General features: G+C 68.7%; 12 protein-coding genes. All 12 read left to right on the top strand.

The annotated features are described in order from the left end of the window. Positions 1–2: 2 nt before the first annotated feature. The 12 genes from murD to ligA all read left to right on the top strand — a co-directional run bounded on the left by murD (position 3) and on the right by ligA (position 15,814). Positions 3–1,391: a UDP-N-acetylmuramoyl-L-alanine--D-glutamate ligase gene (murD, locus tag LJ725_RS20530; protein ID WP_230552645.1), complete on the top strand. Its 1,389-nt coding sequence runs from the start codon at positions 3–5 to the stop codon at positions 1,389–1,391. Beyond that, positions 1,388–2,515 carry an FtsW/RodA/SpoVE family cell cycle protein gene (locus LJ725_RS20525; RefSeq protein ID WP_230552644.1) on the top strand — a complete coding sequence of 376 codons (1,128 nt, stop codon included), beginning with the start codon at positions 1,388–1,390 and terminating at the stop codon, positions 2,513–2,515. Before murD ends, LJ725_RS20525 begins: the two co-directional genes overlap by 4 nt. Next, complete coding sequence (gene murG / locus LJ725_RS20520; RefSeq protein WP_230552643.1) at positions 2,515–3,633, top strand: undecaprenyldiphospho-muramoylpentapeptide beta-N-acetylglucosaminyltransferase; 1,119 nt, start codon at positions 2,515–2,517, stop codon at positions 3,631–3,633. Before LJ725_RS20525 ends, murG begins: the two co-directional genes overlap by 1 nt. After that, positions 3,630–5,117, top strand: coding sequence for a UDP-N-acetylmuramate--L-alanine ligase (gene murC, locus LJ725_RS20515; RefSeq protein ID WP_230552641.1), 1,488 nt, complete (start codon positions 3,630–3,632; stop codon positions 5,115–5,117). The genes murG and murC overlap by 4 nt, the downstream gene beginning before the upstream one ends. Continuing rightward, positions 5,117–6,046, top strand: coding sequence for a UDP-N-acetylmuramate dehydrogenase (gene murB, locus LJ725_RS20510; RefSeq protein ID WP_230552767.1), 930 nt, complete (start codon positions 5,117–5,119; stop codon positions 6,044–6,046). The genes murC and murB overlap by 1 nt, the downstream gene beginning before the upstream one ends. Beyond that, complete coding sequence (locus LJ725_RS20505; protein WP_230552640.1) at positions 6,043–6,972, top strand: D-alanine--D-alanine ligase; 930 nt, start codon at positions 6,043–6,045, stop codon at positions 6,970–6,972. The genes murB and LJ725_RS20505 overlap by 4 nt, the downstream gene beginning before the upstream one ends. Beyond that, positions 6,969–7,850 carry a cell division protein FtsQ/DivIB gene (locus LJ725_RS20500; RefSeq protein ID WP_230552638.1) on the top strand — a complete coding sequence of 294 codons (882 nt, stop codon included), beginning with the start codon at positions 6,969–6,971 and terminating at the stop codon, positions 7,848–7,850. The genes LJ725_RS20505 and LJ725_RS20500 overlap by 4 nt, the downstream gene beginning before the upstream one ends. A 40-nt stretch (positions 7,851–7,890) precedes the next feature. Further along, positions 7,891–9,126 carry a cell division protein FtsA gene (gene ftsA, locus LJ725_RS20495; RefSeq protein WP_230552637.1) on the top strand — a complete coding sequence of 412 codons (1,236 nt, stop codon included), beginning with the start codon at positions 7,891–7,893 and terminating at the stop codon, positions 9,124–9,126. A gap of 149 nt (positions 9,127–9,275) precedes the next feature. Further along, the gene (ftsZ, locus tag LJ725_RS20490; RefSeq protein WP_230552636.1) at positions 9,276–11,030 is read left to right on the top strand and encodes a cell division protein FtsZ; all 1,755 of its coding nucleotides are present in this window, start codon (positions 9,276–9,278) and stop codon (positions 11,028–11,030) included. 106 nt (positions 11,031–11,136) lie between these two features. Beyond that, entirely contained in the window at positions 11,137–11,955 is an 819-nt protein-coding gene (locus tag LJ725_RS20485; protein WP_230552635.1) for an outer membrane protein assembly factor BamD, read from the top strand. Between the two features lie 9 nt (positions 11,956–11,964). Further along, the gene (gene recN / locus LJ725_RS20480; protein WP_230552634.1) at positions 11,965–13,635 is read left to right on the top strand and encodes a DNA repair protein RecN; all 1,671 of its coding nucleotides are present in this window, start codon (positions 11,965–11,967) and stop codon (positions 13,633–13,635) included. A 10-nt stretch (positions 13,636–13,645) separates the two neighbouring features. After that, complete coding sequence (gene ligA / locus LJ725_RS20475; protein ID WP_230552633.1) at positions 13,646–15,814, top strand: NAD-dependent DNA ligase LigA; 2,169 nt, start codon at positions 13,646–13,648, stop codon at positions 15,812–15,814. Positions 15,815–15,854 lie beyond the last annotated feature (40 nt).

Here is a 15,854-nt window from a genome sequence, read left to right as displayed (position 1 = left end):
GCATGATCGATCTCGCCGTCCTCGAGGGTTCGTCGTTCGTCGTGCTGGGGCTCGCGCGCTCCGGCCTGGCGACCGTCCGTGCCCTCAAGGCGGCAGGGATCGAATGCGTCGCCTGGGACGACAACGCCGCATCGCGCGAGGCGGCCGCGCAGGCCGGGGCCCGCGTGACCGACCCGGCGACGATCGACTGGGCGGGCATCACGGCGCTGGTGATCAGCCCCGGCATCCCGAGCACGCTGCCCGTGCCGCATCCGGTTGCCGTCGCGGCCCGCGCCGCCGGCAAGCCGATCATCTGCGACGTCGAGCTGCTGGCCCGCGCCCAGCCCGAGGCGATCTTCGTCGCCATCACCGGCACCAACGGCAAGTCGACGACCACGGCGCTGATTGGCCACATCCTCCAGCAGGCCGGACTGCGCTGCCAGGTCGGCGGCAACATCGGACGTGGCGCCCTCGATCTCGATCCGCTCGGCAAGGGCGGACTTTATGTGCTGGAGCTGTCGTCCTATCAGCTCGAACTGCTGCAGACCTTCCGCGCCAACGTTGCCGTCTGGCTGAACATCACGCCCGACCATATCGACCGGCACGGCGATCTCGCGGGGTACGTCGCGGCGAAGAAGAACATCTTCGCACGCCAGCGCGCCGGCGACTGCGCGGTGATCGGCGTCGAGGACGAGCCCTCGCGCGAGGTGGAGCGCCAGATCGCGGCGCGGCCGGGTATCGCCTGCATCCCGGTGGCGCTGGACCGGCCCGTCGCCAATGGCATCTCCTACCGGGCCGGCCTGCTGGTCGATGCCGACGGCTATACGGTCGACTTCTCCGACGTGCTGACGCTGCCGGGCGACCACAATGCACAGAACGCGGCCTGTGCCTGGGCCGTGTGCCGCTGGCTCGACGTGCCGCGCGAGACGATCGTGGCGGGGATGAAGACCTATGCCGGTCTGCCGCACCGCCAGGAGCGCGTCGCTGCCGTCGGCAACATCGTCTACATCAACGACAGCAAGGCCACGAACGCCGACGCCACGGCGCGTGCCCTGTCGAGCTACGACGACATCTACTGGATCCTCGGCGGCCAGGCGAAGGAGGGCGGCGTGGCGCCGCTCGCCTCCTACTTCGACCGTATCCGACATGCCTTCCTGATCGGCGAGGCGACGGAGCTGTTCGCCGGCCAGCTCGAGGGCAACCTGCCCTTTAGCCGCTGCGGCGACCTGCAGTCGGCGCTCGATGCGGCGCACGCGATGGCGCAACGCGAGGCGAAGGGGCCGGCGGTCGTCCTGCTCTCGCCGGCCTGCGCGTCGTGGGACCAGTGGAAGAGCTACGAGCATCGGGGGGATGCGTTCCGGGCCATGGCGCGGGCGCTGCCGGGGGCTGAGATTTTGGGGAGGGCGGCGTGATCCAGGTTCCGCGCGACGATCGAAGCGTGATCGGACAATGGTGGTGGACGGTAGATCGCTGGTCGCTGGGGGCGATCCTGGCGATCATGGCTTTCGGCGTGATGCTGACCCTCGCGGCGTCGCCGCCGGCCGCGGAGCGCATCGGCGCCGACTCGTTCATCTTTGCCAAGCGCCAGTTCATGTTCCTGCCGCTGGCACTTCTCGTCATGCTCGGGATCTCGCTGGCCTCGCCGCGGCACGTGCGACGGCTGGCCCTGGTGGTCTTCTGCGGCAGCATCGTGCTCCTCGCCGCAACCTTCGTCATAGGCATCGAGATCAAGGGGGCGCGTCGCTGGATCTCCGTGCCCGGCCTGTCGAGCGTGCAGCCGTCGGAGTTTGTGAAGCCGAGCCTTGCCGTGATCTCGGCCTGGCTGCTGGCGCAGAGTCGCACCGAGCGCCGGGCGCCCGGCTATCTCATGTCGACTGTCCTGGTGGGCGGCGTGCTGGCCCTCCTGGTGATGCAGCCCGACCTGGGCATGAGCGTCGTCGTGGCGTCGGTCTGGGCCGTCCAGCTCTTCGTCGTCGGCCTGCCGATGTGGGTGGCCGGCTTCGGCGCCGTGGCGGGTGCGGCCGGCATGGTCGGCGCCTATTTCCTGTTCAGCCACGTGCGCAGCCGCTTCGACCGCTTCCTCGACCCGACCTCGGGCGACAACTACCAGGTCAACACCTCGCTCGAGGCCTTCATGAACGGCTCGCTGTTCGGTCGCGGCCCGGGCGAGGGCACGGTCAAGGCCCAGCTTCCGGATGCCCACACCGATTTCGTCATGGCCGTCGCCGGCGAGGAGTTCGGCCTGGTCGTCTGCCTGATGATCCTCGCGCTCTTCGCCTTCGTGACCCTGCGCTCGATGTCGCGCGCGTCGAAGGAGACCAGCCTGTTCATCACCCTGGCGGCGACCGGCCTTGCGGTGCAGTTCGGCCTCCAGGCGGCCATCAACATGGCCTCGACGATCCAGCTCATTCCCGCCAAGGGCATGACGCTGCCGTTCATCTCCTATGGCGGCTCCTCGGCGCTGGCGATGGCGATCTGCGTCGGGATGCTGCTCTCGCTGACGCGCGAACACGCCGGCCTGAGAGAGGCCGTCTGATGGCGGCAGTGCGCCCCGTCGTCCTGGCGACCGGCGGCACCGGCGGGCATGTGTTCCCCGCCGAGGCGCTGGCCGGCGAGCTCGAGGCGCGCGGCGTTCCGTTCGCGCTGGTGACCGATTCGCGGGGACGCCAGTGGCAGGGCGCGCTGTCGCGCCGGCCGATCCACTACATCCATTCCGCCAGCCCCAGCGGCTCGCCGATGCGAAAGCTTCTCGCGTTGTTTTCGCTGGCGCTGGGCCTGTTCGATGCCTGGCGGGCGCTGGGTCGCATCGGACCGTCGGCGGTCGTGGGGTTCGGCGGCTATGCCTCGGTACCGACCATGCTCGCGGCCCGTCTGCGCCGACTGCCGTCAGCACTTCACGAGCAGAACGCGGTCCTGGGGCGTGGCAATCGCCTCGTGCTGGGCGGCGCGGCCCGCGTTGCGACCTCGTTTGCCCGCACGCGATTTCTCGAGGGCGACGGGCGAGCCCGACTCGTCGGCAATCCGGTGCGCGAGACGGTGCGCGCCCTCAGGGACCAGCCCTATCGCGCGCCGGGCGAGGGCAGGGTGATCGATCTGCTGGTGTTCGGCGGAAGCCAGGGTGCAGCCTCGTTTGGCGAGGTCATCCCGGAGGCAGTGCTGGCGCTGCCGCAGGATTTGCGGGCGCGGTTGCGAATCGTGCAGCAATGCCGGCCGGAGAGTATCGAGCGCGTCCGCGGCAGCTACGTAAAGGCGGGCGTGGTGGCCGAACTTGCGCCCTTCTTTCAGGATCTGCCGCGCCGCATCGCCGCGGCGCATCTCGTGATCGGCCGCTCGGGCGCCTCGACGGTGGCCGAACTGGCGACGATCGGCCGCCCGTCGATCCTCGTGCCGTATCCCTATGCCGCCGACGATCACCAGACCGCCAACGCCCGCGCCTTCGAGGCGACGGGAGCCTGCATCGTGATGCCGCACGCTTCTTTCACCGCCGCCGCACTGCTCAACCATCTGATGGCGTTGATCGAGGCGCCGGAGCGCCTTACAGCGATGGCGTCCGCGGCGCATGCCGCCGGCCGTCCCGATGCCGCCGCGAAGCTTGCCGATGTCGTGAGCGAAATGATCTCCCTTCCTCTCTCGCCGTCAGGAGTCGCCGCATGAGGGCGCTGCCGCTCGACCTCGGTCTCATCCACTTTGTCGGCATCGGCGGCATCGGCATGTCCGGCATCGCCGAAGTGCTGCACAACCTCGGCTACAAGGTCCAGGGAAGCGACGTCGCCGAGAGCGCCAATACGCGCCGCATCGCCGAGCTGGGCATGAAGGTGATGATCGGCCATCGCGCCGAGAACCTCGGCAGCGCCCAGGTCATCGTCGTGTCCAGCGCGGTCAAGAAGGACAATCCCGAGGTGCTGGCCGCCCGGACGCGCCACGTGCCGGTCGTGCGCCGCGCCGAGATGCTGGGCGAGCTGATGCGCCTCAAATGGTCGATCGCGGTCGGCGGGACGCACGGCAAGACGACGACCACGTCGCTGGTCGCCTCGATGCTCGATGCCGGCGGTCTCGATCCGACCGTGATCAACGGCGGCATCATCAACGCCTACGGCACCAACGCCCGTCTGGGTGACGGCGACTGGATGGTCGTCGAGTCCGACGAATCGGACGGCTCGTTCCTGCGCCTGCCCGCCACCATCGCCGTGGTCACCAACGTCGATCCGGAGCATCTCGACCATTACGGCACCTTCGATGCGCTGCGCGACGCCTTCGTGCGCTTCGTCGAGAACATTCCCTTCTACGGTTTCGCGGTGCTCTGCTCGGACCATCCCGAGGTCCAGGCGCTGATCCCGAGGGTCACCGACCGTCGCATCATCACCTATGGGATCGGCGCCAACGCCGACGTGCGCGCCATCAACCTGAAGCTCGACCGTAGTGGCGCCGACTTCGACGTGATGGTGGAGAATCGCGCCACCAACGAATCGCGCACCATCAACGGCATGCGCCTGCCGATGTTCGGCCAGCACAACGTGCAGAACGCCCTCGCCGCCATCGCCGTGGCCCAGGAGATGGGCCTGCCCGACGACACGATCCGCCGTGCGCTCGCGTCGTTCGCCGGCGTGAAGCGGCGCTTCACCAAGACCGGCGAGGCGCACGGCATCACCGTGATCGACGACTACGGCCACCATCCGGTGGAGATCGCGGCCGTCCTGCGGGCCGCCCGCCAGGCCTATGGCGGGTCCGGCCGGGTGATCGCCGTGATGCAGCCGCACCGGTACTCGCGCCTCGGCGCCTTGCGGGCGGAGTTCGCCACCTGCTTCTCGGACGCCGATGCCGTGATCATCGCCGACGTCTATGCGGCCGGCGAGGCGCCGATCGAGGGCGTGAATCGCGACATGCTGGTGAGCCTGGTGCAGCGCGCCGGCCATCGGGACGTGGCGCCGCTCGGTGCCCCGGGAGAGCTGCCGGAACTGATCTGGCAGGTGGCGCGGCCCGGCGACGTGGTCGTGTGCCTCGGCGCAGGCAATATCACTGCCTGGGCGCATGCGCTGCCCGGCCAGATCCAGCAGCTCGCGGCCGAAAAGGCCGGCCCGCGCGCCATCGCGAACGATTCCGGCGCTCACGGCGGCCCTCATAGCGGATCGGCCGCATGATGGCCGCTGCGATCTCGACCTCCCACCTGATCGACCGGCTGCCCAAGCCGCGCGGACGGCTGACCGCCGACGCGCCGCTCGGCCCGCAGACCTGGTTCCGCGCGGGTGGTGCGGCCGAGGTCCTGTTCCGGCCGGCCGACGTCCAGGATCTCGCGGGCTTCATGGCCGCGCTGCCCTCCGACGTGCCGGTCACCGTGCTGGGCGTCAGCTCCAACATCCTGGTGCGCGACGGCGGCGTGAAGGGCGTCGTCATCCGCCTGCTGCGTGGCTTCACCGGCATCACGGTGGAAGGCAACGACGTGGTGGCCGGGGCCGGCGCGCTCGATCTCAACGTTGCGCTGGCCGCCCGCGATCATGCGCTGGCGGGCCTCGAGTTCCTGAGCGGCATCCCCGGGACGATCGGCGGCGCCCTGCGGATGAATGCCGGGGCGTACGAGGGGGATCTCGCGCAGGTCCTGCTGTCGGCCGAAGCCGTGGACCGGCAGGGCCGCGTCCATACCGTGCCGGCCGGCGCCCTCGGCTATCGCTATCGCCACAGCGATGCGCCGGCGGACTGGATCTTCACGTCGGCGCGGCTCCGCGGGACGCCGGGCGACCAGCTCGCCATCGCCCGCCGCATTGCCGAGATCGATGCGGCGCGTACGGATTCGCAGCCGCGCAGCCGCACCGGCGGATCGACCTTCGTCAATCCGCCCGGTCGGCGCGCCTGGGAGCTGATCGACGAGGCCGGCTGTCGCGGGTTACGCATCGGCGAGGCGCAGGTGTCCGAGAAGCATTGCAACTTCCTGGTCAATCTCGGCCAGGCCACCGCGACCGACATCGAGGCGCTGGGCGAAGAAGTGCGCCGCCGCGTGCTGCAGAAGACCGGAGTCCAGCTCGAATGGGAAATCCGGCGGATCGGCGAACCGTTGGGGAGAGCGGGCGAATGACGCGTGTCGCGGTCCTGATGGGCGGATGGTCGCCCGAGCGCGAGGTTTCGCTGGTGAGCGGCAAGGCCTGCGCCGAAGGACTTCGTGAGGGCGGGCACGAGGTCGTCGAATACGACGTGAAGCGCGACCTCCGCGCCCTGGTCGATTTCCTGCGGCCGGCAGCGGGCGGCGGCCCCGATGTCGTGTTCAACGCGCTGCACGGCCGCTACGGCGAGGATGGCTGCATCCAGGGCGTGCTCGAGATCATGCGTGTGCCCTATACGCACTCCGGCGTGCTCGCTTCGGCCATTGCCATGGACAAGCCGCTGGCCCGGCACATCTTCGCATCGCTCGGGCTGCGTGTCGCGGAGGGCCGTGTGATCGAGCGCCGCACGCTCGCTGCCGGCGATCCCATGCCGAGGCCTTATGTGGTAAAACCCATCGATCAGGGTTCGAGCATCGGTGTCCATATCGTGCGCGACGGCGACAACCTGGCCGCGGTGGAGGCGGCGGAAGCAGCGTTTGGCGAGCGCGTGCTGATCGAGAAGTTCGTGCCGGGACGGGAACTGACGGTGGCCGTGATGGGCGACAAGCCGATCGCCGTCACCGAGCTTCGTCCGCGAACCCGCTTCTACGACTACGAAGCCAAGTACACCGACGGCATCACCGAGCACCTCGTACCGGCGCCGGTTCCCGAGGATGTATACGAAACCGCCAAGCAGTGGGCGCTGGCGGCGTACCAGGAGCTTGGCTGCAGCGGGTTGAGCCGCGCCGATTTCCGCTGGGACGATTCGAAGCCCGGCACCTCCGGCCTCGTCATCCTCGAACTCAACACCCAGCCCGGCATGACGCCGCTGTCGCTGGCGCCCGAACAGGCGAAGTGGGCCGGTATCTCGTGGTCCCAGCTGATGACCTGGATGGTCGAGCACGCGAGGCATCCCACATGAGCGTCGCGAAGAAGACCGCCACGCCCAAGGCCGGCGCCGCGCCGAAGCGCGACTACGACCGTCGCAAGAAGCGCGGACCGGTCCGCAAGGCTGCCCGTCCGTTTTGGAAGCAGCCGGTGCTTCTGGGCGCCATCGTCCTGCTGCTGGGCTGCGGCGGCGGAGGCGGCTGGTGGGCCTGGCGTGAAGGCTGGCTGGTCGAGGCGCAGAACAGGCTCGAGGCGATATCGCACAGCGTCGTCGGCGCCATCACCCCGTTCAAGCTCGCGGACGTCACCGTCGAGGGGCGCGACTACGTCGAGCGCGCCGACCTGCTCGCGGCCCTCAACGTCAGCCGCGGCGATTCGCTGCTGGGCATCGACCTGCAGGCGTCCCGCAAGCGACTCGAGGCGATCGACTGGGTCGAGTGGGCGACGGTCGAGCGTCGCCTGCCGGACACGCTCTACGTCACGATGAAGGAACGCCGCGCCGTCGCCATCTGGCAGAACGGCAGCGAGTACACGCTGATCGACGCCAACGGCCGCACCGTGCGGGCAAGCCGCATGCCGCCGGGCGCCGAGAAGCTGCTGCTGCTGGGCGGGCCCGGCGCGCCCGATCATGTCGGCGATCTGCTGCTGCTGCTCACCTACGAGCCGACCGTGGCGCAGCAGCTTCGCTCCGCCGTGTGGGTCGGGCAGCGCCGCTGGAATCTGATCCTGAACAACGGCGTCGAGATCTGGCTGCCGGAAGAGGATGCGGTCGCGGCTCTTCAGCATCTCGCGAAGCTCGACGGGCAGCACAAGCTGCTGTCGCGGGAGTTCGGCGTCGTCGATCTGCGGCTGCCCGACAAACTTTATCTCAGGAAGCGCAATCCTGGCGACGGAACGCCGGGGCCAGCGTAGAATCAAGAAAACGGAAGTGTACGCGTAGACGGGGGACATCGTGGCGAAGACGAGAAATGGCGTCATTGCGGCGCTCGACATCGGCACCAACAAGGTCGTGTGCTTCGTGGCCCGGGTCGATGGCCAGGGACTTCGCGTAGTCGGCATCGGCCACCAGCCCGCTCTCGGCATGCGCTCCGGCAACATCGTCGACATGGAGGCCGCCACCCGGGCGATCTCCTCGGCGGTGTCGACGGCGGAGGAGATGTGCGGCGAGCAGGTCCGCGACGTCATCGTGGGCGTGAGCGGCGGATCGGCGGCGTCCCACAATCAGAGTCTCGAAGTGGCGATCGGGCATCACGAAATCGGCGAGCGCGACGTGCGCCGGGTCCAGCAGCATATCCAGCTTCCGGCCGAGACCGCCGACCGCGACATCATCCACTCGGCCGCCATCGGCTACACCGTCGACGGCACGCCGGTGCGCGACGCCCGCGGCATGTTCGGCGAGAGGCTGGGCGTCGATGTCCATCTGGTGACCGCCGCCAGCGGCGCGATGCGCAACCTGCAGGTCTGCGTGCGGCGCGCCCATCTCGAGATCGCCGATCGCGTCGTTGCGGCCCATGCCGCGGGCCTCAGCTCGCTGGTTTCCGACGAACGCGACCTCGGCGTGACCCTGATCGACATGGGCGCCGGCACGACCTCGATCGCCGTCTTCTACGAAGGCCACCTGGTCCATGTCGATTCGATCCCGGTGGGCGGCGAGCATGTCACGCGCGACATCGCCCGCGGCCTGTCCACGCCGGTCGCTCATGCAGAGCGGATGAAGACCCAGATCGGCCGTGCCGTCATCAAGCCCAACGACGAGTACGACATCATCGATGTGCCGCTGATCGGCGAGGAGGACCGCACGCGGCCCAACCACATTCCGCGTTCGATTCTCGTCGGCATCATTCGTCCGCGAGTCGAGGAGACGTTCGAGCTCGTGCGCAGCCGACTCGAAGCGTCCGGTGTGGATAAGTTGGCCGGTGGACGCGCCGTTCTGGTCGGCGGCGGCTGCCAACTCGACGGCGTCCCCGAAGTCGCGGCCGCGATTCTCAACAAGAAGGTCCGCACTGGCGCGCCGCTGCGTCTGGCGGGACTCGCGGATTCGACCGGCGGGCCTGCATTTTCCGCAGCTGCCGGACTTCTCTCCTTCGCGCTCCAGAACCACGCGGTCGCTCAGGCCCAGCCGGCGTCGAGCGAAGCGCCGGCGAGTCGGATCGGCCGGATCGGTAGTTGGATTCGAGAAAACTTTTAGGCAATATGTTGTGCGGGATGAGGCAAATCCCACAGGCTATAGACATAAAGACAAGAAAAAGCCGGTGGCGGTGAAGGGTTTCTGACGAAACGGGAGGCCCACGCCGTTGCTCCGAGCAGATAACCCCTCGTTTGCGTGGAGAAAACCGAATGACCATCAACCTCAGTCTCCCTCAGACGGAGTCCGAGATTAAGCCGCGCATTACCGTCGTCGGTGTCGGTGGCGCGGGCGGAAACGCCGTCAACAACATGATCAGCGCCGCGCTCGAGGGCGTGGAGTTCATCGTCGCGAACACCGACTCGCAGGCGCTCAGCCAGTCTCTCGCCGACCGGCGCGTCCAGCTCGGCATCACCATCACCCAGGGTCTCGGCGCGGGCGCCCGTCCGGAGGTCGGCCGCCAGGCCGCCGAAGAGGCGCTGCCGGAAATCCTCCAGCTTCTCGACGGCGCCAACATGGTGTTCGTCACCGCCGGCATGGGCGGCGGCACCGGCACCGGTGCGGCGCCCGTCATCGCCGCCGCGGCGCGCGAGCAGGGCATCCTCACCATCGGCGTCGTGACCAAGCCGTTCCACTTCGAAGGCCGCCGCCGCATGCAGTCGGCCGAGCAGGGCATCACGGAGCTGGAGAAGGTCGTCGATACGCTGATCGTCATCCCCAACCAGAACCTGTTCAAGATCGCCAACGAGAAGACGACGTTCGCCGACGCCTTCAAGATGGCCGACGACGTGCTGCACATGGGTGTGCGCGGCGTCACCGATCTGATGGTCATGCCGGGCCTGATCAACCTCGACTTCGCGGACATCCGCACCGTCATGGGCGAGATGGGCAAGGCGATGATGGGCACGGGCGAGGCCGAGGGCCCCGATCGCAGCCGTGTCGCCGCCGAGTCGGCGATCTCCAACCCGCTGCTGGAAGACCATTCGATGAAGGGCGCCAAGGGCGTGCTCATCAACATCACCGGCGGCCTCGACATGACGCTGCACGAAGTCGATGAAGCGGCCAACCGCATCCGCGAGGAGGTCGACGGCGACGCCAACATCATCTTCGGCTCGACCTTCGATGCCGGGATGGAAGGCCGCATGCGCGTGTCGGTGGTCGCCACCGGAATCGCCGCGATGGCCGCGCAGCAGCCCGCGCCGAACTACCTGTCGCTCGACATGAACCGTCCGATGCAGACGGGCCAGCCGGCGCTCAGCCGTCCGGCCGCGCCGGTCGGTCGCGTGGCCATGCCGGCCGCCGCCATGGCGCCGGCTCCGGCCCCCGCGATGCCGGCGGCTCCTGTCGCGCCGCCGGTGGCGGTGGCGCCGCCGGCTCCGCCGGTCGCGGCCCCGGTCGCTGCGGCGGCTCCGGCTGCCCCCATCATGACGTCGATGCCGACACCTGCGCCGGTATACGAAGCACCGGTCGAGGAGCCGGTGATGGAAGCCCCCGTCGCGCCGGCTCCGGCACCGATTCCGGCTCCGGTCGCGGTTGCGCCGGCTCCGGTGGCGGCGCCTGCGCCCGCGCCCGCGACCGTCGCGGCCGCCCCCCAGCGTCCGCTGGTCGACGAGAACGACTGGCGCGTCAGCCGTCCCGCGGCCAAGGCGCCGGTCCGCGCCGAGCCGGTCACGCGTCCGGTGACCGCGCGTCCGGCCACCGACAGCCGCGCGCCCAACCTCTTCCAGCGCATCACCGGCGCGTTCTCGGCGCCGAAGCCTGCCGCCACGGCACCCGCCGCGCCGCCGGCCGAGCCGGTTGCACGCACCGCGCCGGAAAACGTCGTGCCGGTGGCACCCAAGGCGCCTGTGTCGCGTCCGGCTCCGGTCCAGACCTCGATCAGCCTCGACGTCACGGAGCGGGCGAAGCCCGCGCGCGACGACGACGATCTGCAGATTCCGGCTTTCCTGCGGCGGCAAGCCAACTGACGCCGGAATTTCGGGTATCCACGCATCTTCTCGAGGGGCCATCGGCCCCTCTTTTTTTCGCTGGCGCGTGATATAACGCGCCGGGCCGAAGTAGCACGGATGGGACATGTCGAAGTTGGTTGTGAGTAAGGGACGACGCATCGTTGCCGGGCTGACGCTCTCGCTGGCGGTGCTGGGCCTGTCCGCCTGCGGCTCGGACGACGACAAGTACGTCGAGCGCCCCGTCGAACAGCTCTACAATCGCGGTCTCGATGCGCTCGGCCAGCAGGAGTACAAGACGGCCGCCAAGAACTTCGAGGAAGTCGACCGGCAGCATCCCTATTCGGTCTGGGCCACCAAGGCACAGATCATGGCCGCCTTCGCCTACTACCAGTCGAACAAGTACGACGAGGCCATCATCGCGCTGGATCGCTTCATCCAGCTGCATCCGGGCCATCGCGACCTGCCCTACGCCTACTATCTCAAGGCACTCTGCTTCTACGAACAGATCTCCGACATCGGCCGCGACCAGCGCATGACGCAGCAGGCGCTCGACGCGCTGGCCGAAGTCGTGAAGCGTTTCCCGGAGACGCCCTATGCGCGCGACGCCCGGCTCAAGGTCGAGTTGTGCATCGACCATCTCGCCGGCAAGGAGATGGACATCGGCCGCTACTACCAGAAGAACCAGCAGTATGTCGGCGCCATCAACCGCTACCGCGTGGTGATCGAACGCTACCAGACGACGACGCACGTGCCCGAGGCGCTGCACCGTCTGGTCGAGAGTTACCTCTCGCTGGGCGTGAAGAGCGAGGCGCAGGAAGCCGCCGCCGTGCTGGGCTATAACTTCCCCGGCAGCGAATGGTATCAGGACAGCTACTTCCTGATGACCGGCGAGGGTCCTCGGCCGGCCGATGAGAAGCGCGGCTGGTTCTCCAGCATTTTCTGACCGTCCGGCATGCTCGCCACGCTCTCGATCCGCGATTTCGTGCTGATCGAGAAACTCGACCTCGATTTTGCCCATGGTGGCCTCGGCGCATTGACCGGCGAAACCGGCGCCGGCAAGTCGATCCTGATCGATGCGCTCGGCCTGGCGCTGGGCGCGCGTGCCGAATCCGGCGTGGTGCGGCGGGGCGCGACGCAGGCGTCGATCGCCGCTTCCTTCGACCTGCCGCGGGATCATCCGGCGCGGACGATCCTCGCGGAGCAGGGGCTGGACGGCGAGGACGTCGTGACCCTGCGCCGCATGATCGGCGCCGACGGGCGCGGCCGCGCCTTCGTGAACGACCAGCCGGCCTCGGTGGCCCTGCTGCGGCGGCTGGGCGAGACGCTGGTCGAGATCCAGGGCCAGATGGAGCAGCACGGGCTGCTCGACACCGCGACGCATCGCGGCTCGCTCGATGCCTTCGCCGGCCTCGAGAAGCAGGCCTCCGCCGTGGCGGCCGCATGGGCAGCCTGGCGTGCCGCCGAGCAGGCGCATGCCGACGCGCAGGCCGCTGCCGACGCAGCGCGGCGCGACGAGGAATTCCTGCGTCACGCCGTCAAGGAACTCGATGCCCTGGCGCCCAGGGCCGACGATGAGGAAACGCTGGCCAGCGAACGCCAGCTCATGCGGGCCGGAAGCGCGCTGGGCGAGGCCGTCACCCAGGCGCTGAGCGAACTGGAGCAGGGCCGCGGCGCGGTCGCGAGCCTGCGGACCGCGCACCGACTGATCGAGCGCCATGCCGACAAGGCGGGGGGCCGGCTGAACGCACCGCTCGCGGCGCTCGACCGGGCGCTCAGCGAGGCCACCGAGGCGCAGGCCCAGCTCGAGATGGCGCGTGACGCGCTGGAGTTCGATCCGGCTCGGCTGGAGAAGATCGAGGAGCGGTTGTTCGCGCTCCGGGCTGTGGCCCGAAAGCACAATGTCGCCGTGGCCGGCCTCGCGGCGCTCGCCGAGAAGTTCTCTGCCCAGCTTGCCGCGCTCGACGACGGCGAGGCGGGACTGAAGAAGCTCTCCAGTGCGGCAAAGGCCGCCCGCGCAACCTATGTCGCTGCGGCCGACGCCCAGGCGGCCGCCCGACGCAAGGGCGCGGCCCGGCTCGACAAGGCCGTTGCCGCCGAGCTGGCGCCGCTGAAACTGGAACGCGCGAAGTTCGTCACCGAAGTGATGGCATTGCCCGAAGCGGAGTGGTCGGCGGCGGGTACCGACCGGGTGCAGTTCACGGTCTCGACCAATCCGGGCGCGCCGCCGGCGCCGATCGCCAGGATCGCCTCGGGCGGCGAGCTCTCGCGCTTCCTGCTGGCGCTGAAAGTGTGCCTGGCCAAGGTCGGCGATATGCCGACCATCGTGTTCGACGAGGTCGATTCGGGCATCGGCGGCGCCACCGCGGCCGCCGTGGGCGAGCGGCTGAAGCGGCTCGCCCGGGACGTTCAGGTGCTGGTGGTCACGCACTCCCCCCAGGTCGCCGCGGTCGCCGACCGGCACTGGCTGATCCGGAAGACGACGACGCGGACGGCCGCCAGCACCGACGTGCTGGCGCTCGATGCCAAGGGGCGCCGCGAGGAGATCGCGCGCATGCTGTCGGGCGCGGAGGTGACGGTCGAGGCGCGTGCAGCGGCCGACCGCCTGCTCGCGGCGGCAGGCTAGGAGAAGAACGATGTCCCGTGCGGCGAAGGTCGTGGCGGCTCTCAAGGTCGACAAGCTGACCGAACGTCAGGCGCGTGGCGAGCACAAGCGGCTGGCCGAGGAGATCGTCCGTCACGACAAGCTCTATCACGAGAAAGACGCGCCCGAGATTTCCGACGCCGAGTATGACGGTCTGCGCCAGCGGCTGAAGGCGATCGAGGCGCGCTTTCCGCAGATCGTCGACATGTTCAGTCCGACGCAACGCGTCGCGCCCACGCCGACGACGGCCTTCGCCAAGGTCACGCATCGCCGGCCGATGCTGTCGCTCGACAATTGTTTCACCGACGAGGAGCTGCAGGACTTTCTGGACCGTGTGCGGCGCGGCCTGGAGCGCGAGACCAACATCGGGCCCGAGGACGAGATTGCATTCAGCTGCGAGGCCAAGATCGACGGCCTCTCGATCAGCCTGCGCTACGAGGATGGGGAGTTCGTGCAGGGCGCGACGCGGGGCGACGGCACGACGGGCGAGGATGTGACGGCCAACCTGCGGACGGTGAAGGACATCCCGCAGACCCTGAAGGCGCATGGCAAGGACGGGTTCCCGAAATCGATCGACGTGCGCGGCGAGGTCTACATGGAGCGCAAGGCGTTCCAGGCGCTGAATCGGCGGCAGGAGGAGGCGGGGGAGAAGACCTTTGCCAACCCGCGCAATGCCGCGGCCGGCTCGCTGCGCCAGCTCGATGCCGACATCACGGCCTCGCGTCCCTTGCGCTTCTTCGCCTACGCCTGGGGCGAGGCGGAGCCGCGGACGTGGAAGACCCACACCGAGTATCTGAAGCTGCTGCGGGGGTGGGGGTTCGAGACCAATCCCCTGACGAAGCTCTGCCGGACACCCGACGAGGTACGCGCCTTCTACGAGAAGATCGGCGTCGAACGGCCGTCGCTGCCCTACGACATCGACGGCGTCGTCTACAAGATCGACCGCATCGACTGGCAAGAGAGACTGGGCTTCGTAAGCCGCGCACCGCGTTGGGCCACGGCTCACAAGTTCCCCGCGGAACAGGCACGCACTCGCCTCAACGGCATCAACATCCAGGTGGGCCGCACGGGGGCGCTCACCCCGGTGGCCGAACTGGAGCCGGTGAATGTCGGGGGCGTCATGGTGGCGCGCGCCACGCTGCACAATGCCGACGAGATCGAGCGGCTGGACGTGCGCGTGGGCGACATGGTGACGATCCAGCGCGCCGGCGACGTCATCCCGCAGGTCCTGGGCTTCATCGCGGACGAACGGCCGAAGAATGCAAGGAAGTATCATTTCCCAACCCACTGCCCCTGTCCGCTGAAGACCGAGGTGAAGGCCGAGGAGGGCGGCGTGGTGCGGCGCTGCTCGGGCGGGCTGGAGTGCCCGTTCCAGCAGGTCGAGCGCCTGCGCTACTTCGTGTCGCGCAATTGCTTCGACATCGAGGGGCTTGGCGGCACGCACATCGAGAACTTCTTCAACGACGGACTGCTGAAGGTGCCCGGCGACATATTCCGGTTGTCCGGGCACGAGCGCGACATCAGGAAACGTGAGGGCTGGGGCGACCTTTCGGTGCGCAACCTGCTGGCCGCCATTGAGGCCCGCCGCACCATCTCGCTCGACCGGTTCATCAATGCGATCGGCATTCCCCTGATCGGTGAGGCCACGGCCAAGATCCTCGCCCAAGAATACGGCGATGCCGACACCTGGCTGGGCGAGATGCTGGCGGCCGTGAAGGAGCGCAAGGCGCATCCCGAACCGGCGAAGAAGGAGAAGGCCACCGCAACCGTCGGACCGAGCTACGGCCGGCTGTGCAACGTCGAGCAGATCGGCGTCACGACTGCGGACGCGATGTGCGCCTTCTTCGGGGAAGGCCACAATGTCGAGATCATCCGGGACCTGCTGAAGCAGCTCAGCGTCCAGCCGGTCCAGCGCCGCGTGGTCGCGGCGGATGCCAAGCTCAAGGACAAGATCGTGGTCTTCACGGGCGAACTTTCGACCATGACCCGCGATGCCGCAAAGGCCCGCGCCGAGGAGTTGGGCGCCAAGGTCACGGACTCGGTGTCGAAGAAAACCAGTCTGGTCGTGGTCGGCGAGAATGCCGGCTCCAAGGCACGCAAGGCTGCAGAACTGGGCGTTCAGACCCTGACCGAAGCGGAGTGGGTGAAGCTGAGCGAGTAGTCCGTGGCTTGAGTGCCCAAAGAAGCGGGCGTCGTTCCAG

The organism is Reyranella aquatilis (genome assembly GCF_020880995.1).
In the GTDB taxonomy this organism is placed as follows: Bacteria; Pseudomonadota; Alphaproteobacteria; order Reyranellales; family Reyranellaceae; genus Reyranella; species Reyranella aquatilis.
Note: the sequence above shows the minus strand (reverse complement) of the source record. Positions and strands in the feature narration are given on the sequence as shown.